Source organism: Nitrospirota bacterium (assembly GCA_013388455.1).
Classification (GTDB): Bacteria; Nitrospirota; Thermodesulfovibrionia; order Thermodesulfovibrionales; family SM23-35; genus JACAFF01.
Genome location: JACAFF010000003.1, coordinates 60331 through 81335 on the forward strand (window position 1 = coordinate 60331; position 21005 = coordinate 81335).

Annotated in this window: 25 protein-coding genes; 11 read left to right on the forward strand and 14 right to left on the reverse strand. The window is 34.3% G+C overall.

Features of this window, described 5'->3' with window-relative positions; all coding sequences use genetic code 11:
- Window positions 1-195: 195 nt before the first annotated feature.
- Both HXY53_01150 and HXY53_01155 read right to left on the reverse strand, forming a co-directional pair.
- A complete protein-coding gene (locus HXY53_01150) occupies window positions 196-582 on the reverse strand; it encodes a nucleotidyltransferase domain-containing protein (protein NWF75177.1) in 387 nt (128 codons plus the stop codon).
- Window positions 579-983: a DUF86 domain-containing protein gene (locus HXY53_01155; GenBank protein ID NWF75178.1), complete on the reverse strand. Its 405-nt coding sequence runs from the start codon at window positions 981-983 to the stop codon at window positions 579-581. The genes HXY53_01150 and HXY53_01155 overlap by 4 nt, the downstream gene beginning before the upstream one ends.
- A 124-nt stretch (window positions 984-1107) precedes the next feature.
- Here HXY53_01155 and HXY53_01160 point away from each other — a divergent pair, with 124 nt between their 5' ends.
- Window positions 1108-1287, forward strand: coding sequence for a hypothetical protein (locus HXY53_01160; protein ID NWF75179.1), 180 nt, complete (start codon window positions 1108-1110; stop codon window positions 1285-1287).
- Between the two features lie 38 nt (window positions 1288-1325).
- Here the strand turns inward: HXY53_01160 and HXY53_01165 are convergent, their stop codons facing one another.
- The 12 genes from HXY53_01165 to thrS form a co-directional block, all read right to left on the reverse strand.
- Window positions 1326-1970: an ABC transporter ATP-binding protein gene (locus HXY53_01165; protein NWF75180.1), complete on the reverse strand. Its 645-nt coding sequence runs from the start codon at window positions 1968-1970 to the stop codon at window positions 1326-1328.
- Window positions 1971-1976: 6 nt separating this feature from the next.
- Window positions 1977-2729, reverse strand: coding sequence for a cobalt ECF transporter T component CbiQ (gene cbiQ, locus HXY53_01170; GenBank protein NWF75181.1), 753 nt, complete (start codon window positions 2727-2729; stop codon window positions 1977-1979).
- A 15-nt stretch (window positions 2730-2744) separates the two neighbouring features.
- A complete protein-coding gene (locus HXY53_01175) occupies window positions 2745-3536 on the reverse strand; it encodes a hypothetical protein (GenBank protein ID NWF75182.1) in 792 nt (263 codons plus the stop codon).
- Window positions 3533-4138, reverse strand: a complete 606-nt coding sequence (gene cbiM, locus HXY53_01180; GenBank protein NWF75183.1) for a cobalt transporter CbiM — start codon at window positions 4136-4138, stop codon at window positions 3533-3535. Before cbiM ends, HXY53_01175 begins: the two co-directional genes overlap by 4 nt.
- A gap of 2 nt (window positions 4139-4140) precedes the next feature.
- Complete coding sequence (locus HXY53_01185; protein NWF75184.1) at window positions 4141-4893, reverse strand: DUF4198 domain-containing protein; 753 nt, start codon at window positions 4891-4893, stop codon at window positions 4141-4143.
- A gap of 79 nt (window positions 4894-4972) precedes the next feature.
- A complete protein-coding gene (locus tag HXY53_01190) occupies window positions 4973-6082 on the reverse strand; it encodes a carbohydrate porin (GenBank protein NWF75185.1) in 1110 nt (369 codons plus the stop codon).
- A 218-nt stretch (window positions 6083-6300) separates the two neighbouring features.
- Window positions 6301-8355, reverse strand: a complete 2055-nt coding sequence (locus HXY53_01195) for a phenylalanine--tRNA ligase subunit beta (protein ID NWF75186.1) — start codon at window positions 8353-8355, stop codon at window positions 6301-6303.
- Between the two features lie 50 nt (window positions 8356-8405).
- Window positions 8406-9419, reverse strand: coding sequence for a phenylalanine--tRNA ligase subunit alpha (pheS, locus tag HXY53_01200; GenBank protein NWF75187.1), 1014 nt, complete (start codon window positions 9417-9419; stop codon window positions 8406-8408).
- Between the two features lie 7 nt (window positions 9420-9426).
- Window positions 9427-9774, reverse strand: coding sequence for a 50S ribosomal protein L20 (gene rplT, locus HXY53_01205; GenBank protein NWF75188.1), 348 nt, complete (start codon window positions 9772-9774; stop codon window positions 9427-9429).
- Window positions 9775-9808: 34 nt separating this feature from the next.
- Window positions 9809-10006 carry a 50S ribosomal protein L35 gene (gene rpmI, locus HXY53_01210; protein NWF75189.1) on the reverse strand — a complete coding sequence of 66 codons (198 nt, stop codon included), beginning with the start codon at window positions 10004-10006 and terminating at the stop codon, window positions 9809-9811.
- A gap of 225 nt (window positions 10007-10231) precedes the next feature.
- Window positions 10232-10726: a translation initiation factor IF-3 gene (locus HXY53_01215; protein ID NWF75190.1), complete on the reverse strand. Its 495-nt coding sequence runs from the start codon at window positions 10724-10726 to the stop codon at window positions 10232-10234.
- A 17-nt stretch (window positions 10727-10743) separates the two neighbouring features.
- On the reverse strand, window positions 10744-12558 hold the full coding sequence (thrS, locus tag HXY53_01220; protein NWF75191.1) for a threonine--tRNA ligase: 1815 nt from the start codon (window positions 12556-12558) through the stop codon (window positions 10744-10746).
- Window positions 12559-12651: 93 nt separating this feature from the next.
- Here thrS and def point away from each other — a divergent pair, with 93 nt between their 5' ends.
- The 10 genes from def (at window position 12652) to nadA (ending at window position 21000) form a co-directional block, all read left to right on the forward strand.
- Window positions 12652-13167 (forward strand): peptide deformylase, encoded by a 516-nt coding sequence (gene def / locus HXY53_01225; GenBank protein ID NWF75192.1) that lies wholly within the window; start codon window positions 12652-12654, stop codon window positions 13165-13167.
- Window positions 13168-13181: 14 nt separating this feature from the next.
- Entirely contained in the window at window positions 13182-14105 is a 924-nt protein-coding gene (locus HXY53_01230) for a methionyl-tRNA formyltransferase (protein ID NWF75193.1), read from the forward strand.
- On the forward strand, window positions 14092-14628 hold the full coding sequence (locus tag HXY53_01235) for a DUF116 domain-containing protein (protein NWF75194.1): 537 nt from the start codon (window positions 14092-14094) through the stop codon (window positions 14626-14628). Before HXY53_01230 ends, HXY53_01235 begins: the two co-directional genes overlap by 14 nt.
- Window positions 14629-14658: 30 nt before the next feature.
- A complete protein-coding gene (locus HXY53_01240; GenBank protein NWF75195.1) occupies window positions 14659-15351 on the forward strand; it encodes a PASTA domain-containing protein in 693 nt (230 codons plus the stop codon).
- A 227-nt stretch (window positions 15352-15578) separates the two neighbouring features.
- Window positions 15579-16238 (forward strand): ribulose-phosphate 3-epimerase, encoded by a 660-nt coding sequence (locus tag HXY53_01245; protein NWF75196.1) that lies wholly within the window; start codon window positions 15579-15581, stop codon window positions 16236-16238.
- Window positions 16192-17334, forward strand: a complete 1143-nt coding sequence (locus HXY53_01250) for a tetratricopeptide repeat protein (protein NWF75197.1) — start codon at window positions 16192-16194, stop codon at window positions 17332-17334. Before HXY53_01245 ends, HXY53_01250 begins: the two co-directional genes overlap by 47 nt.
- A gap of 86 nt (window positions 17335-17420) precedes the next feature.
- The gene (locus HXY53_01255) at window positions 17421-17963 is read left to right on the forward strand and encodes a CDP-alcohol phosphatidyltransferase family protein (GenBank protein NWF75198.1); all 543 of its coding nucleotides are present in this window, start codon (window positions 17421-17423) and stop codon (window positions 17961-17963) included.
- The gene (locus HXY53_01260; protein ID NWF75199.1) at window positions 17953-19242 is read left to right on the forward strand and encodes a DUF512 domain-containing protein; all 1290 of its coding nucleotides are present in this window, start codon (window positions 17953-17955) and stop codon (window positions 19240-19242) included. The genes HXY53_01255 and HXY53_01260 overlap by 11 nt, the downstream gene beginning before the upstream one ends.
- Before the next feature lie 92 nt (window positions 19243-19334).
- Window positions 19335-20015, forward strand: a complete 681-nt coding sequence (locus HXY53_01265; protein NWF75200.1) for a lytic transglycosylase domain-containing protein — start codon at window positions 19335-19337, stop codon at window positions 20013-20015.
- Window positions 19957-21000 carry a quinolinate synthase gene (nadA, locus tag HXY53_01270; protein NWF75201.1) on the forward strand — a complete coding sequence of 348 codons (1044 nt, stop codon included), beginning with the start codon at window positions 19957-19959 and terminating at the stop codon, window positions 20998-21000. The genes HXY53_01265 and nadA overlap by 59 nt, the downstream gene beginning before the upstream one ends.
- Window positions 21001-21005: the final 5 nt, after the last annotated feature.

A 21005-nucleotide genomic window follows, 5' to 3' on the forward strand; every position in this document is an offset into this window, starting at 1 on the left:
AATGTATCCAGCGATAAGCATTTTACTACCTTGCTATATTTGTCATTGCAAGCCCCGAAAGCATTCGGGGCATGGCAATCTTTTCTCGAACGACAAGATTCCTCTCACGAATCCCAAACGTTTTCGGAACTGTGCGTGGCAATCTGACTCCAGAACATGTATAATAATCAAGCCTGACCCCCGCTGTCTTTGACGTTATTGCATACCAGTATGTCTTCTGAGAAAATATTTCCAGTCATGATATTTTGATAAAACTTTCGATTCAAATAGAATTCTTTTTTCAGTATTTTTATCAACAAGAAGCAATCCGTTTTTTATTATCTGAAATAGAAAAACAGGTGAATCAAGATTGTTCAAAGATATAATTTGGACCTCTTTGCCTATCTCTCCTGATATTTCAGATTCAAGATAAAAGATAGTCCATTGAGGAAGTTTTTGCGGATATTTTTTAAAATAAATTGCAATATCCCAATCGCTTTTTTCATCTGCGGTACTTTTTGCCTGTGACCCAAATAAGTAGGCAAATTCAATGAACTTATTTCCTTTTAGTATCCTTTTTACGCTTTTTATTTTACCAATCATAGTTTATCAATAAAACTAATAAATCTTTTAGTATCATTTAATCCTGATTTTAAAAATCTTATCAATTCATTACTTGTATCTATCTGGTAATCGTGAGCAAGAAAATTTCTTAATCCAGCAATATAAACGAATTTTCTCGCAAAGCTTTTTGGAATAATTTTATAATCACCAAGTTTATATATGGAATCGCTATAGGTAGATGGTTTTGGAAGTCCTCTCATTGAAATAACAAGATCTGCAATATCAAGGGTTATCTCTGTGCAAAGATAAACTGAACGTTCTGTTATCTTTTTTGTCTCAACAGATATTTTAAGATTTTTTAGAAATTTTGTTCTGTTTGTCTCTAAATATAATACTTCCTCTTTAAGTCTTTCAAGTTTCCTGAAAAGAACCTCATTCATGGGCTATTATAGCATATGCAGTCTTCGTGGTTCTGGTTCCCCGGTTTTCATATTGCAAACAAGTTTTCTTATGAACGCTCAGAGCCGTTAGGTAAGACATTCGGGATTCCACGGTTTATACAATATGTGGCGGTATATCAAACCTGACAAGCTTCAGAGTTTCGTAAATCTGCCCTCGCCAAAAACGCTGAATTCTATTGAAGCTCGTGAATTTGGAATAAATTATCAGAGAAGAGGCTATTTCATTGAAGCAGAAATCGTTTATCGAAAGATACTGGAATCATATGAAGAAATAAAAATTTGAATGCCTTATCAAAAATAGTGGAATAGGAAATCATCTATTTAAAGCAATTTTAAATTTCCGTCTTTAAGTTCGTAAACTTTTTCTACAGCCTGATTTAAAAAATCATGATTATGTGTAATTATTATATATGTTTCAGCATAAGTTTTTAGGTAATCTAAAAAACGCCTTGTAGTAGTTTCATCAAGTCCTGTAGTAGGTTCATCAAGTAAGTAACATTCGGGCTGCATTGCTACAATAGTTGCCAATGCTACAAGTCTTTTCTCACCACCTGAGAGTCTATGAGTTATTTTTTTTTCATATCCATTAAGTCCCATTTTTTCACATGTTTCATGAACAATTCTATGAGCCTCTTCATGTGTTTTACCAAGGTTCAGTGGACCAAATGCTATATCTTCCTCTACAGTAGGGCAAAAGAGTTGGTCTTCCGAATCCTGAAAAAGTAGTCCTATCCGCTCCCTCACCTCTCTGAAATCTTTTTCCTCTTTTCTAATTCTTTTAAAGATCTCTATAGTCCCTGACTCAGGTTTCAAAAGACCCATGATTAAATGAAAAAGGGTTGTCTTTCCAGCACCATTAGGGCCAATCAATCCTATTTTATCGTGTTTCTGAACAGAGAATTCCAAGCCATTAAAAATTTTATTTCCGTTTGAATATCCAAAATGCAAATCTTTAATATGTAACATTATTTATCAGTTTGATACTGAAATTAATATTATTAAAATTGTAATAATAAACATCAGTAAACCGAAAAACACATCCTTATCGCTTAGACTAAAATGACTTACTATTGGGAATTTTCCCTTGAAACCCCTACATAGCATAGCATTGTAAATTCTTTGGGATCTATCAAAACTTTTAACAATAAGCATTCCGACAAGATATGCATAAGTCTTATATGTATGAATATTAGTTTTAGGTTTAAATGCCCTTACAGCTATTGCCTTTTTCAAACGTGAATACTCTTCATGCATAACACTTATGTATCGGTAAAAGAAAAAAAACAGGTATATAAGTTTCAGTGGAACTTTAAGGTGCACAAGGGCATGAGCAAGTGTAAAAACTTCTGATGTCCCAAGTATCGCAATCGTTGCTAAAACAATCGCATTGGCTTTAAGTGTCATTGAAAGGACAAAAAGCAAACCTTCACGGGTTGCATCTAATGGCCCTAAACTAAAAATAACTGCTCCGGGATAACTGAATGGAATAAACACCCACAAAAGAACAATGAATATGTTGACTACAAATAACCTTGATATTATCTTCTTTAAATCGATACGTGTAATAAAGATCATTATAATGGATATGAACAATGCAACTATCGGGCCATTTAAACCCTTCATTACAGCAATAATGAAAATATAAGGCATGAGGGAGATAAACTTAACCCTTGGGTCAAGTTTATGAAAAATAGAATTGCCCTCTGCAAACTCCTCAAGATGCATTATTAACGATTTACTTTACTTCTCTAATTTATTTTTTGATTGTATACTTCGTATAATATTTTTACTTTTGAAATAGAGAATTACTCCTAAAATACCAAAAATATAACCTATACCCCCAACTATCTCTGTTATTCCAGGTCTTTCCATCTTTTCAGCAATTGATGTTAGCATTTTTAAAACAGGCTGTAGTTTTTTATCTATAACTCTTTCAATAAGTGCTTCTAATTCTTCAATATCATATGCATTATACTCTTTTGATGAAGATATTTGCTCCTTTGTCTTAGTTTTTTCTTCCGATTCTTTCTCTTGTACAATTTTATCTTTTATGGCTTTTTGTTTTGATGATCTTTCATTTAGATTAGCTTCTGCTTTTCCTTTTTTTAAATCAGTGCCACCCATTGCTTCCTTTATCTCATCTTCTGTTACTGTAAATTCACTTTTATGTCCCATGCTGGCATTTAGCACGATTTTGATAGAAGTTATGCTTGGAATTTTAAATGAGAACTGTCCATTTTCATTAGTATATCCTTCCAGAAGTTTTTTCCCGCTTTTTTCATCAAAAACTTCTATAAGTGAATTCTTGCATTTTGAGCCATCAACAAAATATCCTTCAGCATGTATCTTGCCATTTTCAGCATAAGCAAAAATGTTGACTTTATGTGCATAAGCATTACTCACAGAAAAGAATATCAGAGACACGATAACGAATATGATAACTGAAGAAAATATTGCCACATACCCCGAAAGCGTTCGGGGTGCTCGCAACGAAATTTTATATAAGATTTCTCTTATCTTAGAGCCATTCATCTTATAACCTCCAGAATTTCAGGTTTCACCTTCTTTAAAAAAATAACACAAAAAGCTGTAATAATTCCCTCTATAAACATTACTGGCAGATGTGTAATGAGAATGAGTTTGGCAACATTTGTAAAACTTTCTCCAGTTGTAATTAATGCGAATGCAATCAAGATTCCACCAATGGCTATACCTGTCATTCCAGCCAAGAATGCTGCTGATGCTGTTAAAAATAAATTCTTTCTTTTCACCAGAGGATAAAAAATAACATATGCAATTAGAGCAGGTAATGCCATATTAAATGTATTTACACCGAGTACGGTGAAACCTCCAAATTGAAAAAGCAGTGCTTGCAATGAGAGGGCAACAAAGATAGAAGGAAATGCCATCCACCCAAGAAGAATACCAAGTAATCCATTCAGCACAAGATGTATACTGGAAGGCCCTACTGGCACATGAATAAGTGATGCAACAAAAAATGCTGATGAGAGCACAGCAACTTCTGGAATCTTATCATATCGCATTTTTTTGAGTCCAATACCAATTCCAGCTGCAGATAGTATGGCACCTGTAATTAGAACAGGTGCCGATAAAACTCCTTCAGAGATGTGCATGTTTACTTCATCTCCATTGTTTTAATCCATATAACAGCTCCAATCTCAACGGGATATTCTTTCCCGTCATGTTTAATTTTATAATCAGCGGTATTCAATGCTGCAAAACCCCACCATCCAGCTTTAGGTATTGCATAAGTAAATACACCGTCTCCGTCCGCTTTTATTACTTGAGTTATATAGGGATCTGCCGGAGATTTAATCTTTCCGTCCTCGTTATAATATTCTACTTCAACCTCTGCATAAGGAACAGGTTTGCCATCAACTTTAACAATTCCTTGAAAAACATTACCTGACCATAGTCCATAAGGCCTTGTAAGAGGAACTATCTCTGTCTTAAGCCCTATTTCTGTATCCCAGCCTTCTTCAAGTCCAAGGGCATTAACAACTACTTTGGTATAGTGAATAATAAAAGTCTCTTCTGCTGGTTCCCAATAAGGTGATGGTTCAACAAAAAATATGTAATCTCCGGGCTGTCTGATTTTATATGAAGCTTCCCAAGTAGTATGTCCTTTTACAGCCTTCTTTTTCAAAGAGTTAAGAAGGTCTTCCTTTCTTTCACCAGATAATACTCCAAACGTCTTCGGCTTCTCCATATCCATATAATGTCCTTCAAATGGATGTATAAACTGAACCTTTAACGTTAGTTCTTTTTTATCCTGCTTTGATATTATGTCGTCAGATGGGATGACCATTCCAAAATGCGCCCATGCAGTTCCAAATGAAAAAGTAAAAAGAACAACAGTTAACAGCATATTAATAAATCTTTTTTTCACAGTTAAAACCTCCTTTATCCATACTTTCAATTAATTTCTTTATAGGTTGAATCAACGTTTAAAAATAGGCGTTGACTCTCATCCCGTAAATCAATCCATCCTGGTCTCGGCCTTGTTTCATGTTGTCGCTGATATACTGAAAATCAACTGTTACATCACTGAAATCAGATATTTTAAATTTGGCGTAAGCCTCGAAAGCATCGGTATTGTCTATTTCTCCATCATCCGCACCATTCAAGTATGAGTAACCAGCACCGAATACATCATCCTTGCGGCCCCACAGGTCTCCATTTAAATTTACTCCTCCTGAATAAATCTGATCGTGACCAATAATAGCACTATCGTCCTGCCAACCCAATCTTGCAAATATACCAATAATTTTACTCAGTTGCTGATCAATTGATATACCTACACCCGTCAAGTTTTCTTCGTCAGCACCATTCCATGCTGTAAATTTATCGTTAGTTATAAATCCGTATATTCTGTAATTGCCTTCACCAATGCCTGTATTTAATTTGTAAGCAAGTTGTAATGAATAATAGTTATATTCACTATTTTCCTCATTTTTCGAACTCATAAATAGGGCCTTTAGAGAAAGATTTGATATGTTCAAATCAGCAACACCTCCTATATCATATGAAGGCAGATTTGCGAGTGGATTATTAACAAAACTATCATTCATAAATTGTGCTACTTCATCATTTGCAAAATTATTATCATCAATATACGCTGTTGCATCTATAATCCCTCCTGTTAATCCAAGGGACATATTTTCAGAAAATTTAAATGTATGTTTATACCAGGCTTCAAGGAGATAGTCCCTGTTCCGTCCGTTAATATCCTTCAGGTCATCCTCAAGGTCATCTGCATAAGGTGCCAGAGAAAATAGCTCCATGTAGTTAAGTCCATTGCCGGCAGCAAAACTTAGTGTTATCTGAAATTCGTCTTTTTCTGTTGGATGAAAGTTAGTCCCGAGATCAAATACTACCGCTCCTCTGTCAGCTTCATCAACATTATCTATATCCAGATCACCATATTGATATACTCCTGTCAATGTTCCTTCAACAGTAAATTTCTCACTTATATCATAGGCAAATGCATTTACGGATAAAAAAAGAAAAATAACGCTAATGTCCAGAACAAAATATTTTCGAATTTTCGAAAACATGTTTAAACCTCCTTATCCAAATATTAAATGAAAAATCTTTCATAAATAAAACAAGTTTTTATATCTCACCCTCCTTCCTCGGGCAATAAAAAAGCCCCGAAAGCTTTTTAACCTGCTGGTTATTATTTAAGCCTTCGTGGCCTATATTCTATTCAAACAGTATCACACTGCTAAAAAAGAAGTCAAGCTTTTATTATCGATTACATGATTCTATACAACTATTTTCTCAATTCCCCACCTGTTTTGTTAATAATATATTTTATAAGTGCAGTATGGATTTTCTCTACCTCTTCATCTGTCAGGGTTTTTTCCTGAGATCTATATATTATATTGAATGCAAGACTTTTCTTATCCAAGGGGATATTAGCCCCTTTATAATAGTCAAACAGAGAAACTTCTTCAATAAGATCAGAAGGAAAAGACTCTATTATCTCCATAATATTAGAAGAAGGGATGGTATCATTAACAACAATTGATATATCACGTTCAACTGGTGGGTATTTGGGTATCGGATTAAATTTTAAACCTTTGGGTATGAAGTGCATAAGATTATCAATGTTAATCTCAAAGACCACAATTTCAGGCTTTTGCTTTTTTAAGTCAAGTTCTTCAATGATTTCAGGACGCAGAATCCCAAGATAGCCTATCTGCATATCAGATATAAATATATCAGCTGATTTGCCGTGATGTAAAAATGCTTGAGAACAAGAAATAAATTTATATCCGGATATTTTCAATTCTAAAAACAGAGATTCAATCGCACCTTTTACAATAAAATAATTGTGTGTATCGTCTTTCCAGAGAATAGGTACTTTTTCTCTATAGAAAATTCCTCCAAGCATTAACTCTTCAGAAGGAAGCATATTCCCCTTATTTATAAAAACATTTGCTATCTCAAAAATCTTTAAGTCCTTAATCCCTCTGTCAAGATTAAATTTCAAATTATCAATAAGGGCAGGGATAAGGGTAGTCCTTAAAAGACAATCTTCTTGATTTAGAGGATTGCTTAAAGTAATTACCTGTCTACGTATATCTGATTCAGGAATAAATAACATATTAAGTTTGTTCATATTAGCAAAACTGTAATTAATAACTTCTGTGAAACCTGCTCTTCTTATAGAATCGCGTATTTTATTAATATGTACCCTCTTATTATCTAACTTGGCAGTGGATAAAGTAGTTTTTGGTAGAGTTGTTGGAATTCTATTATAACCATAAATCCTTGCTATCTCTTCTGATACATCACTTTCTCTCTGAATATCACGCCTGTACGAAGCTGGATATACAAGGAACACATCGCCCCTTTCCTCTATTTTCATACCAAGCCTCTTTAAAATCTCAAGCATTTCAGCTTTTTGAATTTCAGTACCCAGAAGTCTATTTACTTTTTTATAATCCACTAAAACAGGTTCAGATAAATATTTAACAGGATATTCGTCTATAATTCTGTATACTGTTCCTCCAGCAATTTCTTGAATTAAAAATGCTGCTCTGTTCAGGGCATTTTCAAGGAATAAAATATCAGTGCCTCTTTCAAACCGATAAGATGATTCACTTTTCAAATTTAGAAGCCTTGAAGTCTTCCTGATTGACAATGGTTCAAAATAAGCACTTTCAAGAAAAATATTTTTCGTCTTTTCCGTAACCTCTGTATCACGACCACCCATTACTCCAGCTATAGCTATGGGTTTTACATTATCAAATATTAGCAGTACGCCTTCAGGTAAAATTCTTTCAATGCCATCAAGTGTTACAATCTTATCACCAACTTTAGCTGTACCAATGATTATCTTCTTATCAATTATCTTATCAGCATCAAAGGCATGTAAAGGATGTCCAAACTCCAGAAGAACATAGTTTGTAATATCAACAATATTATTAATTGTTCTTATACCACCTTTTTCAAGCCTTTTCTTTATCCAATCAGGTGACTCAGAAATGGTAATATTTTTAATAAGTCTTCCTGTATAACGATTGCAAAGCTCTGGATTTAGAATCTCAATAGAATAATCGGAAATGGCCTGATGTCTTGCAATTTCATGTTTTGGAATTTTTATGGGGATATTGAATGCAGCAGAAAGCTCTCTTGAAATACCCAGTATACTTAGACAGTCTGGCCTGTTTGGTGTAATGTTTATTTCAAAGACTGTATCTCCGTGAACATATTCGGTACCTTCAACCTCAAGTCCTATCATTGTCAATGTATCAGCTACTTCTTCAGTTGTTGCTGATATATCTATAAAATCTTTTATCCATTCAAATGAAACACGCATGGTGATTACTATATTTTTGCTTTATCAGTAATGACAATTAAACAGTTCACTCAAAACTGCCTTAGAAAGCGCAGATCGTTTTCAAAGAAAATCCTTATATCATCGATTGAATATTTGAGCATAGCTATTCGTTCAACACCCATTCCGAAAGCAAACCCGGAGTACTTATCAATATCATAACCAACCATCTCAAAAACTCTTGGATTAATCATTCCTGCACCAAGTATCTCAAGCCATCCTGTATTTTTACATATTCTACAACCATCTCCAGAACAGAATATACATTCCATATCAACCTCTGCGCTTGGCTCTGTAAAAGGGAAAAAACTCGGCCTGAATCTCAAAGAAATTTCTGCACCAAACATTGTGTTGATAAATTCCTTAAGCACGCCTTTGAGATCGCTAAAAGCGATTTCTTTATCAACCATAAATCCTTCAACCTGATGAAACATAGGTGTATGACTTATATCAGCATCACAACGATATACTTTTCCAAAAGCGATGATTTTCAAAGGGGGTTTTCTTTTCTCCATAACGCGGATCTGTACGGGTGAAGTATGAGTTCTGAGCACAACTTCATCAGAAATATAAAAAGTATCCTGCATATCGCGTGCAGGATGATTTTTGGGTATATTTAATGCTTCAAAATTATAATAGTCAAGCTCGACTTCAGGTCCTTCCTCAATCTCAAAACCCATTGATATGAAAATTTGAGATATCTCAGCGAGTATTTTGTTGATAGGATGCTCTCTTCCAAATTGACTAAATCTTCCAGGAAGAGTTATATCAATAGTTTCAGAAAGAATCCTTTTTTTATGATCTTCATCTTTGAGGGTAGATTCGATATTCTTTATTTCACGCTCTATATAGGTTTTAACCTCATTGACTGCTCTGCCGTAAGCTGGTTTCAGTTCAGGAGAAATTGTAGGAAGAGCCTTAAGTCTTTCAGTAATAAGACCTCTCTTCCCAAGATATTTCACCCTTAGCTGTTGAAGTTCCGAGAGAGTTTTAACAGCCTTTGATTCACTAAGGAATGAATTTTTGAGCGACAGGATTTCTTCCACGACTTGATTAGCTTTTTACTTTTTCAACAAGTTCTGAAAATGCAGCAGGATCATTATATGCCATGTCAGCAAGTAGCTTTCTGTTTAAAGATATATTAGCTTTTTTAAGTCGTGCCATGAATTGACTGTATGTCAATCCGAAGGTCTTCACTGCTGCATTAATACGTATAATCCATAGAGCCCGAAAATCACGTTTTTTCGCTTTACGGTCTCTATAAGCATATTGCAGTGCTTTATCTACAGCTTCTGTAGCTATTCTGTAAAGATGGCTTTTTGATCCGTAATAACCTTTCGCTCTTTCTAAAATCACCTTTCTTCTTCTACGTGTCTTGAATCCGCCTTTTGCCCTTGGCATCTATACCTCCTTTGCTTGGATTACATATTATAAATTATAAATATGGAATAAGTTTCTTAATTTTATTCTTTTCTCTTTCGGAAACCAAACTGCCTGTTCTGAGCCTTCTTGTTCTCTTTGCTGACTTTCCTGTAAGAAGATGACTCTTATATCCGCTCCTTTTTTTTATCTTTCCTTTGCCGGTTACTTTAAATCTTTTCGCAGCTCCTCTATGTGTTCTAAGTTTTGGCATCTTTTCCTCCTGTAATTATCTCTCTCATGTTGTATCAGCAATTTCAATACTCAGATTTATTCATCATTTACTTAAAAATAGAATAGTTATTATAACAAATTATAAAAAATAATTTTATTTTTAATTTCTTTTCACCGATTAAATCGGATGATAAAAAATGGTCAAGGAATGACATACAACTTTAATCTAATTTATGGACATATACTATTTAATAAGGTTATGCATTTATTTTGGCGCGATGACCATAGTTATATGATTGGCTTCTAATTTTGGTGATTGCTCTATGTTAAATTTTCCTGTCAGCATTTCAGTCAGCTTTGCAAAGACCTTCATCCCGAGTTCAGGTCTAATAATCTCCCTCCCTCTAAAATACATGGTTATCTTTGCCTTATTACCTTCATCAAGGAAACGTCTGATACTTTTTACTTTTAGCCCGAGGTCGTATTCTGTTATCTGAGGTCTAATTTTAATCTCCTTTATACTCATCGGTTTTTTCTGTGTCTGCCGTTTGCTCAATTGATACCTGTATTTCCCGAAATCCAGTATCTTGCATACAGGGGGAACAACACCTGGTGCAACTTCTACAAGATCAAGCCCTCTGTTTTCTGCTACCTTTAAAGCTTCACTCACTGACATTATCCCAAGCTGCTCACCATTTGCGTCAATTAACCTGACCTCTCTTGCTCTTATTTGTTCATTAACCCTTATATCTTTTGTTATGCTCTCACCTCCTGTTTTTAAATTTCCAGACTTTTTTCCTTTATTCTTGTTTTTAACATTCTGATAAAATCCTCTGTAGTGAGAGGACCAACATTATCACCATTGAGTTTTCTCACTGTTACTGTATTTTCTGACATCTCCTTATCACCTATTATAACCAAATAAGGCACCTTCTTAATAGTAGCGTTTCTGACCTTATATCCAATTTTTTCATTTTCAGTATTCAACTCTGTTCTGATATTTTCTGAAGTGAGGATATCTGATATCCGCTTTGCAAAATCAGTATGCCGATCAGCTATTGTTAGAATAGCAACTTGAACAGGAGCAAGCCAAACAGGAAATGCTCCTGCATAATGCTCAATCAATATCCCAAAAAATCTTTCCAAAGAACCCATTAATGCCCTATGTATCATGATTGGCTTATGTTCTTTTCCATCACTACCTCTATATGTCATCTCAAATCTGTCCGGATTATTAAAATCTACCTGTATTGTGCTACACTGCCATGGTCTGTTTAGTGAATCTTTTACTTTAATATCTATTTTTGGACCATAAAAAACACCTTCGCCAGGGTCAATATTATAAGAAAGTTTTTTAATATCAAGTGCTCTCTTAAGAGCATTTGTTGCTCTTTCCCAGTTCTCAGATGTCCCAACATATTTCTCCGGTCTTGTTGACAAATATATATCATAATTTTCGAAACCAAATGTTTTAAGAATTAAAATAGTAAAATCAAGAACATTGAGAATCTCTTCTTCAATTTGATCTTCCCTGCAAAAGATATGTGCATCGTCCTGCGTAAAACCTCGAACCCTGAGAAGTCCGTGTAAGACGCCAGACCTTTCATATCTGTAGACAGTCCCCAACTCAGCATAACGTAACGGAAGTTCTTTATAACTCCTCAATGTATTCTTATATACGTGAATATGGAATGGACAATTCATGGGTTTAATCTCATAATCGACACCTTCAATCTCCATAGGAGAATACATATTTTCCCTGTAGAAATCTATATGTCCACTCTTTCTCCATAAATCAAGTTTTGCTATATGAGGCGTATATAAAATTTTATAACCTGCTCTGTAGTGTTCATTCAGCCAGAAATCTTCTATAATTCTTCTGACCATTGCACCATTAGGATGCCAGATAATAAGGCCAGCTCCGATTTCATCTCCTGTGCTATAAAGATCAAGTTCTTTGCCGAGCTTTCTGTGATCTCTTTTTTTAACTTCTTCCAGAAAATCCAGATATTTCTTTAATTCTTTTTCATCTTTAAAGCAAGTCCCATAAATACGCTGAAGCATTTTATTATTCTCATCACCACGCCAATAAGCACCTGCAATATTAAGAAGTTTAAATGCAGATATCTGTCCTGTTGAATCAAGGTGCGGTCCTTTGCAAAGATCGATAAAACTACCTTCTTCATATAATGAAACCTCTTCATCTGGTATTTCATTGAGTAGTTCGACCTTATAGTCTTCACCTAATTTTTTGAATATCTCTATGGCTTCGCTCTTTCGCACAATCTTGCGTATAAATGGATTATTTTTCCTGATTATTTCTGCCATCTTGTTCTCTATCAAAGAAAGGTCTTCTGGCGTAAATGGTCGATCGATATCAAAGTCATAATAGAAACCATCTTCTATTGCAGGACCGATTCCGAGTTTTGCTTCAGGGAAGATTTCCTTCACAGCATGAGCCATAATATGAGAGGTACTATGCCTGTAAATTTTCCTGTCTTCAGGAGAATCAAAATCAATACTGCTAATCCGAATCCCTCCTTTATAAAATAAGATCAGTTGACAACTTAAAACAGCATTTATAATACACAATAATTTCGATTAATTTCAAAAAAATTAGAAAACTTAATTAAGAATATATATAATATCACAAGAAATATCTTAAATGATTTATACTATTTTTATATGGCGATAATCGAGATAAAAAAATATCCTGATAAGATACTTAAACAAAAAACCGTAGATGTAACGGATCTGAATTCGGATACACAATATCTTATTGATAATATGATTGAAACAATGTATTCTGTCAGAGGTTTAGGACTGGCTGCAAATCAAGTTGGGGTCTCTCGTCGGTTATGTGTTATTGATTGTTCATCAAAAGAAGACAAAGGCCAGATAATTGTTCTTGCAAATCCCTTGATCATAGAGAGAGAGGGCACGATTGAATCTGAAGAGGGTTGTCTGAGTATTCCTGGATATATATCATCAATCAAACGTTCCGAAAAAGTGTTTGTTAAGGGTCTCGACAGAGAAGGTAAACAAATAGAACTGGAAGCAACAGGCCTTCTCGCAAGAGTTCTTCAACATGAAATTGATCACCTTGACGGACTTCTATTTATTGACAGAATGAGTCCTATAAAAAGAGAATTTTTTAAAAGGCGTTATAAAAAGTACTTACAGGAAATAAAAAACAAATAAGATTCTTCTGCTAAATGCGTATAATATTTTTTGGCACTCCTGAGTTTGCTCTTCCATCACTGGATATACTTATAAGTTCAGAAGAAGAAATAATCGCTGTTGTTTCACAGCCTGACAAAAGAAGAGGGAGGATAAGTATCTCTTCCCCTACCCCTGTAAAAGAACTTGCTCTCAGAAATGGATTAAATGTTTTACAACCTACGAATATTAAAAGCCAGATATTTATTGATGAACTGAGGAACATGAATCCCGAACTAATTATTGTTGTTGCATACGGAAAAATTCTTCCTCTTGAAATACTTCAGATTCCAAAGTTTGGATGTATCAATTTACATGCTTCACTGCTTCCTAAATACAGAGGGGCTGCTCCAGTACAGTGGGCTATAATCAATGGTGAAAAGATAACCGGGATTACCACTATGTTCATGGACGAAGGGCTTGATACTGGTGATATATTGCTTCAGGAAGAGATAGAAATCTCATTTGATGATACTGCTGAGACCTTAAGTAAAAAACTTGCTAAATCAGGTGCATCATTGTTAATGAAAACTATAATAAAAATAAAAGACCGTTCAATCACGCCAATCGCTCAAACAGGAATACCGAGTTATGCACCACCTCTAAAAAAAGAAGACGGGAAGATTATATGGTCAAAGACTTCACAAGAGATATTTAATTTTGTACGCGGCATGTATCCATGGCCTGGCGCTTATTGTTATTTAGACGAAAAAAGAATTAAAATTCTGCGGGTTAGTGTTCTTGAAGGAAACGGAAAACCTGGCAGGATTGAAAAAGCAGAAAAGGAACTCATAGTAGGAACAGGAAAAGGTCTTATATCGATTTTAGAACTCCAACCTGAAGGTAAAAAACCTATGACCGCTAATGCATTCATTCAGGGAAGAAAGGTAAAAGAGGGTTCTTTCTTTGATAAGCCGTAAATGGATGAGAGGATTTATATTAAAAATTTTATACCCTATACTTATGATTATTGGTTCCTTTTTTAAACATAAGAAAGAGGGTTTTCAAAGTTTTATTATCAATTTTAATAATTCGCTTGTGAAAAAAGAAAAATTCAATCCTAAAAAAATACTTCTCCTTCTACCACATTGTCTCCAGATGGATGAATGTGACATCAGGCTTACATACAATATTTATAACTGTAAAAGATGTGGGAGATGTGAAATTAAAGACCTCATTCAGATAGCTGAAGAAAATAATCTGACACTTTCTGTTGCAACAGGAGGTTCACTCGCAAGAAGAATAGTAAACAATACAAAACCGGATGCCATAGTTGCAGTTGCATGTGAAAATGATCTAAGCAGCGGGATTGCTGACATTTATCCATTGCCGGTTTTGGGTATACCAAATATTCGGCCGTTTGGACCATGTATTAATACAATGGTTGATCTGTCAAAAGTCAGGGAATATATTGAATTTTTCGCCAAAAAAAGTGAAAATTAATCTGCAAAAATATATCTAAAGGAGTAAAGATTGCAAAAGGGATTCAGCAGTTTATTAAAATTTACAATTTTTGCAATAGCTTTTATATTCCTTGGACTTTTCTTTGGATACATTACATTCAGAATACTCAGTTTTAGCAGAACAGTAGAGGTCCCCGACCTTCGTGGTAGAAATCTTTTAGAATCAAACAGGCTTCTGACTGATAAAAATCTTTATCTCAAGATTGAAGGTGAAGATTATGATTCTACTATCCCCGTAGGTTATGTATTAAAACAGGATATACCAGCAGGCAAAAAAGTAAAGGAAAAAAGGGCAATTAAGGTGGTTATTAGTAAGGGGCCCAGGGTCAAATCAATCCCATTGCTCGTAAATGAAACTCTCTTTAATGCAGAGTCAATTCTGATTCAGAAAGGACTGAGAGTTACAAGAGTTTTTATGGTTCATTCAGATATTATCGAAAAGGATAAAATTATTGCTCAAAAACCTGGAATTGATGAACCGCTAACCGATACTATTACATTACTCGTAAGTTTAGGTCCACATCAGAAAACTTACTTCTGCCCGGATTTCAGGGCTATGCCGCTTGAACAGTCTCTCGAAATTATAAAAAAATTGAATCTCAAAGTTAATATTGAAGGAACAGGTGAAATTGTTGAGTCTCAAAAACCTGAGCCGGGTAAACAGATAAAGACTGGTGAATTAGTTAAATTGATACTCTACTGATTTTTTTTATTTCAAAAAACCAGCGATTTCTTGTATTATTGCTATATTTTAGTTATGAAGATTACAATAACTCATATCCAACGATAATATGACAGAAACCTTTGATAGTATGTCATTGCAAGCCCGGAGGTTTTGGCAATCTCACTACGAGAAACGAAATGCTTTCCTCCTTTTGTGGATCACAATGACAATCCGAATTGCTGTATTACTGTATAAAGCGAATAAATATGACTAAAATTGCACCTTCTATTTTATCAGCAAATTTCTTAAAACTGGGAGAAGAGATAAAAGCAGCAGAATCTGCTGGTGCTGATATGCTCCACATCGATATCATGGACGGTCATTTTGTCCCAAATATTACAATCGGACCTTCAATTGTTTCGTCAATCCGAAAAATTACATCTTTACCGCTCGATGTACACTTAATGATCGAACAGCCTGAAAGATATCTGCAGGATTTTATCAAAGCAGGGGCTGATTACCTAACAGTTCACTTTGAAGCATCCATACATCTACACAGAACTGTTCAGAGTATTAAGGAAAGCGGTGTAAAGTCCGGTGTATCAATCAATCCCGCAACTCCTGTATGGAATCTTGAAAATATTTTGTCTGATGTTGAAATAATACTCGTTATGTCTGTTAATCCTGGTTTTGGAGGACAGGAATTTATAGTAAATTCAATTGATAAGATTAAAACACTCAAAAAGCTTATCAGAGATAAAGGTCTTTCTGTTCAAATAGAAGTGGATGGTGGATTGAAACTCGACAATGTTTCGATGGTCATATCTGCAGGAGCAGATATCATTGTGATGGGATCAGCATTTTTTAATTCTCAGGATTATGTTACAACTATCAAAAAATTCAGAGAAATCTCAGGAAATAAATAGCATAATCTTTCTTGCCGAGAAGCTTAGAGAAAAATTTTTATATTCTGAATCTCTCAAATTATTCGAAAAGGCACTAAAAGCATGCAAGATGATGAATGACCATCAAACATATTTTAAATGTGCAATTTCCTCAGGTGATATACTTAGAATGTTAGGAAAATTCAATCGTGCTGCTGAACGTTATAACGAAGCATTAACAATAGCTAAAAAACTAAGAGATCTAACAAAAGTTGCAGATGCAAAAATCGGTCTTGGCCTTTCATTCAGAGCACAGGGCAAATGGAAAGATACATTAAAACTATTGAAAGAATCCGAAATAATTTACAGAAGAAAAAACGACATCGAGGGTATTGCATTCTTAAAATGGGCAGAGGGAGGCACTTTACGTATTAAAGGGGATATAACAAATTCAATCAGGTCCTATAAAAAATCATTGAAGATGTTTAAAGCCATAGGAGATAGAGCAGGTTCAGGTTATTGCCTATGCGGTCTTGGTGGAGCCTCGAGAGTTTCAGGAAAATATATTAATTCGCTGAGATTTTACACTGAAGCAAATAAACTGTTTCTAACTCTTAAAGATACGTTCGGGAAAGCTTATTCTTATTGCGGTATCGGAAATGCTTACAGGTTAATGAATGATTTCAAAAATTCTTCTAAATATTTTAAAAAAGCAATGCGTTTATATAAAAAAATAGGTGATAAAGTAAGTTATGCATATACCTTATGGGGTTTTGGTATTTTGTACCTAATGATTGGACAATATTTAAAGGCCAGTGAATATCTTAAAATGGCTCTATCTTTTTTTAAACTTACAAACGACCCAAGAGGAATAATCTATTGCGAATTAGGGTTCGGACAGATTGCATTGCTTAAATGCAAAAACAATTCAGCAAAAAATCTATTTTTAGCCGCTGAAAGAAAATCAAAAAGATATAATTTTGCACTTGAAAAGTGCCATGTAAGGCTATTATTAAACTATTTGAACAGTATATATTTTAGAAAAGATCAAAAATTAATTTTTAAGACAAATAAAAAATGTTATAATGTTCTCGGTGTAAAAATTGAGTTTCAAGGATTACCTTTTAATATTCCATAACAAAATTTAATTTGCATAACAAAAAGTTAATAATATAAGATTCCATAAAACTTTCATATGTAACTTTTGGTTTCTAAGGGGAAGCTTTGGTAGTTGTATTTAATATTCCAAATACACTAACTATTACGAGAATCCTGATCATACCTATTTTTGTTACATCAATTATTTATAAGTGGTATGATTACTCTCTGTATCTTTTTGTAATCGCTGCAATAACAGATGTTTTTGATGGTTTGTTTGCCCGTCTCAGAAATCAGAAAACTATATTAGGAACTTTTCTTGATCCACTTGCGGATAAGTTCCTACTTGTTACATCATTCATAATTTTATCCTCTTATGGATGGATGCCTAAATGGATTACTATAACTGTACTAAGTAGAGATATCATTGTTATAACAGGATGGTTCCTTATTTATTTTGTGGCAGGATATTCAAAGGTTGAACCATCAGTGCTTGGTAAAATTACGATGTGGGTTCAGAGCCTTCTAATCGCATATATTCTTCTTGACATAAATCTTCTTTTTTTGCCAGATAATCCAAAATTTCTTCTTTTAACGACAACGGCTTTCACTATTTCTTCAGGACTTCATTATATCTATAAAGGATTGAAAATAACGCATGCACGGTGAACACGGTATAAAAGTGGCTTATGTACATCCGGAAAGTCCGGCTGAGAAATCAGGCATCATGCCAGGAGATATTTTGCTCACTATTAATTCTTACAAGCTTCGCGACCCAATCGACTTGATGTTCTATGGTGACGAAGATCGTTTAAATATTGAACTGAAAAGAAAAAACAGGATAATGAATGTCCAAATACTCATGACAAATAGTAAAGGAATCGGAATAGATTTTATGCCATTTAAGGTAAAGACCTGCCGAAACAATTGTCTTTTCTGTTTTGTAAAACAACTTCCAAAGGGAATGAGAAAAAATCTTTATATAAAAGATGAAGATTATAGACTATCATTTCTCTATGGAAATTATATTACGATGTCCAATCTCAGTAAAGAGGACAAAAAACGAATAGTAGAACAGCATCTCAGTCCACTATACATCTCTGTTCATACAACCAATAAAATTTTACGAAATAAACTTCTCGGAAATCCAAAGGCACCAGATATTCTTAAGGAACTAAAATTTCTTTCAAATAATAAGTTGCGATTTAATGTTCAGATAGTACTTTGTCCTGGATACAATGATGGGAAGGAACTTCAGCAGACATTAAACAATCTTTACAAATTTTATCCTTATTTGCTTTCCATAGCTGTCGTCCCAGTTGGTTTAACAATACACAGGGAACACCCTCTTAACCCTGTAAAGAAAGAAGATGCATTAAATGCTATTAATATTATAGAAACATTCCAGAAGAGATTTATAAAAAAACATGGCAATCCAATTGTTTACTGTGCGGATGAGCTTTATATATTAGCTGAGCGCCCTTTGCCTCCACTAAAAGAATATGGCGAATTATATCAAATAGAAAATGGTGTTGGAATGGTGTCATATTTCATGAATCAAGCTAAAAAAGTGAAGTTGACAAAGAAAATTAAAATAAAAAAAAGATTCCTGACATTTACAGGAATTTCATTTTATCCTTTTTTGAAAAAATATCTTGATAAATTATCAGAAGATGACATTGTTCAAATCGATGTATTACCTGTTGAAAATACTTTTTTTGGATCATCTATTACTGTAACAGGTCTTTTAACAGGCAGGGATGTTATGAAAACAGTGCTCGACAAGGTTGAAGATCACGACATATTGCTTATTCCCGATGTAGTTCTTAATGAAGAAGATAAATTTCTGGATGATATAACACTTACTGATATCGAAGAAGCTCTAAAAATCAAAGTAAAGAAAATACAATCTACACCCTTCGGACTGATTCAGGGTATTTTGGATTAAACCAAAAATTCAAAATTATTGACAGATAAACCCTTTAATGCTATGATTTTATTATGAAAATTTTATTTTTGATCAGTATTTCAATTCTTCTTATGTTTAATTTTGTCTATGCCGATATTTATAGATATGTTGATGAAAATGGGGTAACATGTTATACAGATACTCCTTTCAATAAGAAAGCAAACAGGATTATCAAGGAAAAAAAATATTCTTCTTTTTCTGAATCTACTAAAAAATTCAAAACTTCTTCTGAAGATCCTTCAATGTATTCTGATATCATCATTGAAAAAGCTACAGCATATGATATTGATCCAACCCTTATAAAAGCTGTTATAAAAACTGAATCTAACTGGAACAGTAGAGCTGTTTCAAGGAAAGGAGCAATGGGGCTTATGCAGTTAATGCCATCGACAGCTAACGAAATGAATGTCACTAACCCTTTTGATCCTGAAGATAATATCGAAGGAGGAACTAAATATCTTAAATATCTACTCGAAAGATTTAATGGAGATCTGACACTTGCCTTAGCTGCATATAATGCAGGCCCAGGCGCTGTTGAAAAATATGGATATATTCCTCCGATTACAGAGACAAAACAATATGTTAAAAAAGTGCTCTCGCATTACAATGGAAAAACGGTTTATCCTTTAACAGGGAGCAAGACAGGGAAAACAGATAAAAAGTCAGAACCTATATATAAAATAGTGCTCGAGGATGGTACCATCCTCTTTACGAATTCTTATCTATTTGGAAAAAATCTTGCCAGGTATTGATGACCTCGAAGAAAATCGACTTCAGGAAGAAATTTCTGAACTGAAAAAAAAGAGACGTGCTATAATCCTCGCGCACAATTATCAGAGGGATGAAGTTCAGGAGATAGCAGATTTTGTAGGTGATTCGCTTGAACTTTCACGTACCGCTTCAACAATAGATTGTGATGTTATTGTTTTCGCAGGTGTAAACTTCATGGCAGAAAGCGCTTCAATTCTCTCTCCTGATAAAACAGTGCTTCTTCCAGAGATTAAAGCTGGATGTCCAATGGCAGATATGATACATTTAGACTCACCAAGAATGAAGATAAAACGTTTTCCTGGATTCGAAAATCCTCCATCTTTTATATTTCCAATAGAATTTTCATTAAGAGATATAAAGACACGATATCCTGATGTTCCGGTTGTTGCCTATGTTAATACTACAGCCGATATTAAAGCAGAAAGTTTTATTTGTTGCACATCAGCAAACATTGTTAAGGTTATAGAGTCTTTACCGGACGAAACAGTCATAAGCGTTCCTGATAGGAATCTTTCAATGTGGGCTCAGAGGAATACAAAAAAAAATATAATAGCATGGGATGGTTATTGCCATGTTCATGAAAGGGCGAAACCGGAAGATGTTAATAAAGCAAGAAAAGAACACCCTAAAGCTTTGTTCATGGCACATCCTGAATGCAGACTCGATGTGCTTGAGATGGCAGACCATGTCACAAGCACATCAGGTATGTTAAGGTTTGCTAAGTCATCCTCTTCAAAAGAGTTTATTGTTGGTACAGAGTTAGGTCTAATGCACCGTTTGAGAAAAGAAAATCCTGATAAGGAGTTTCATCCTTTAAGGAATGACATGATTTGTCCAAATATGAAGATGACGTCTTTAAAAAGCATTCTAAGGGCACTTAAAGAAAATACATATCTCATCAAGGTACCTGATAACATAAGGATTCCTGCTAAAAAGTCTCTGGACAGAATGCTTGATATTAAGTGATATAA

Excerpts from the sequence above, each read along its gene's own strand:
- HXY53_01155 (NWF75178.1), bottom strand. The coding sequence starts at position 983 with ATGAATGAGGTTCTTTTCAGGAAACTTGAAAGACTTAAAGAGGAAGTA.
- HXY53_01160 (NWF75179.1), top strand. The coding sequence starts at position 1,108 with ATGTGGCGGTATATCAAACCTGACAAGCTTCAGAGTTTCGTAAATCTG.
- HXY53_01195 (NWF75186.1), bottom strand. The coding sequence starts at position 8,355 with ATGCGTGTTTCATTTGAATGGATAAAAGATTTTATAGATATATCAGCA.
- HXY53_01265 (NWF75200.1), top strand. The coding sequence starts at position 19,335 with ATGTTTAATTTTGTCTATGCCGATATTTATAGATATGTTGATGAAAAT.
- HXY53_01150 (NWF75177.1), bottom strand. The coding sequence starts at position 582 with ATGATTGGTAAAATAAAAAGCGTAAAAAGGATACTAAAAGGAAATAAG.
- rplT (NWF75188.1), bottom strand. The coding sequence starts at position 9,774 with ATGCCAAGGGCAAAAGGCGGATTCAAGACACGTAGAAGAAGAAAGGTG.
- HXY53_01230 (NWF75193.1), top strand. The coding sequence starts at position 13,182 with ATGCGTATAATATTTTTTGGCACTCCTGAGTTTGCTCTTCCATCACTG.
- cbiM (NWF75183.1), bottom strand. The coding sequence starts at position 4,138 with ATGCACATCTCTGAAGGAGTTTTATCGGCACCTGTTCTAATTACAGGT.
- HXY53_01190 (NWF75185.1), bottom strand. The coding sequence starts at position 6,082 with ATGTTTTCGAAAATTCGAAAATATTTTGTTCTGGACATTAGCGTTATT.
- def (NWF75192.1), top strand. The coding sequence starts at position 12,652 with ATGGCGATAATCGAGATAAAAAAATATCCTGATAAGATACTTAAACAA.
- nadA (NWF75201.1), top strand. The coding sequence starts at position 19,957 with ATGGTACCATCCTCTTTACGAATTCTTATCTATTTGGAAAAAATCTTG.
- HXY53_01250 (NWF75197.1), top strand. The coding sequence starts at position 16,192 with ATGTTACAACTATCAAAAAATTCAGAGAAATCTCAGGAAATAAATAGC.
- HXY53_01245 (NWF75196.1), top strand. The coding sequence starts at position 15,579 with ATGACTAAAATTGCACCTTCTATTTTATCAGCAAATTTCTTAAAACTG.
- cbiQ (NWF75181.1), bottom strand. The coding sequence starts at position 2,729 with ATGCATCTTGAGGAGTTTGCAGAGGGCAATTCTATTTTTCATAAACTT.
- HXY53_01260 (NWF75199.1), top strand. The coding sequence starts at position 17,953 with ATGCACGGTGAACACGGTATAAAAGTGGCTTATGTACATCCGGAAAGT.
- HXY53_01165 (NWF75180.1), bottom strand. The coding sequence starts at position 1,970 with ATGTTACATATTAAAGATTTGCATTTTGGATATTCAAACGGAAATAAA.
- rpmI (NWF75189.1), bottom strand. The coding sequence starts at position 10,006 with ATGCCAAAACTTAGAACACATAGAGGAGCTGCGAAAAGATTTAAAGTA.
- HXY53_01175 (NWF75182.1), bottom strand. The coding sequence starts at position 3,536 with ATGAATGGCTCTAAGATAAGAGAAATCTTATATAAAATTTCGTTGCGA.
- HXY53_01185 (NWF75184.1), bottom strand. The coding sequence starts at position 4,893 with ATGCTGTTAACTGTTGTTCTTTTTACTTTTTCATTTGGAACTGCATGG.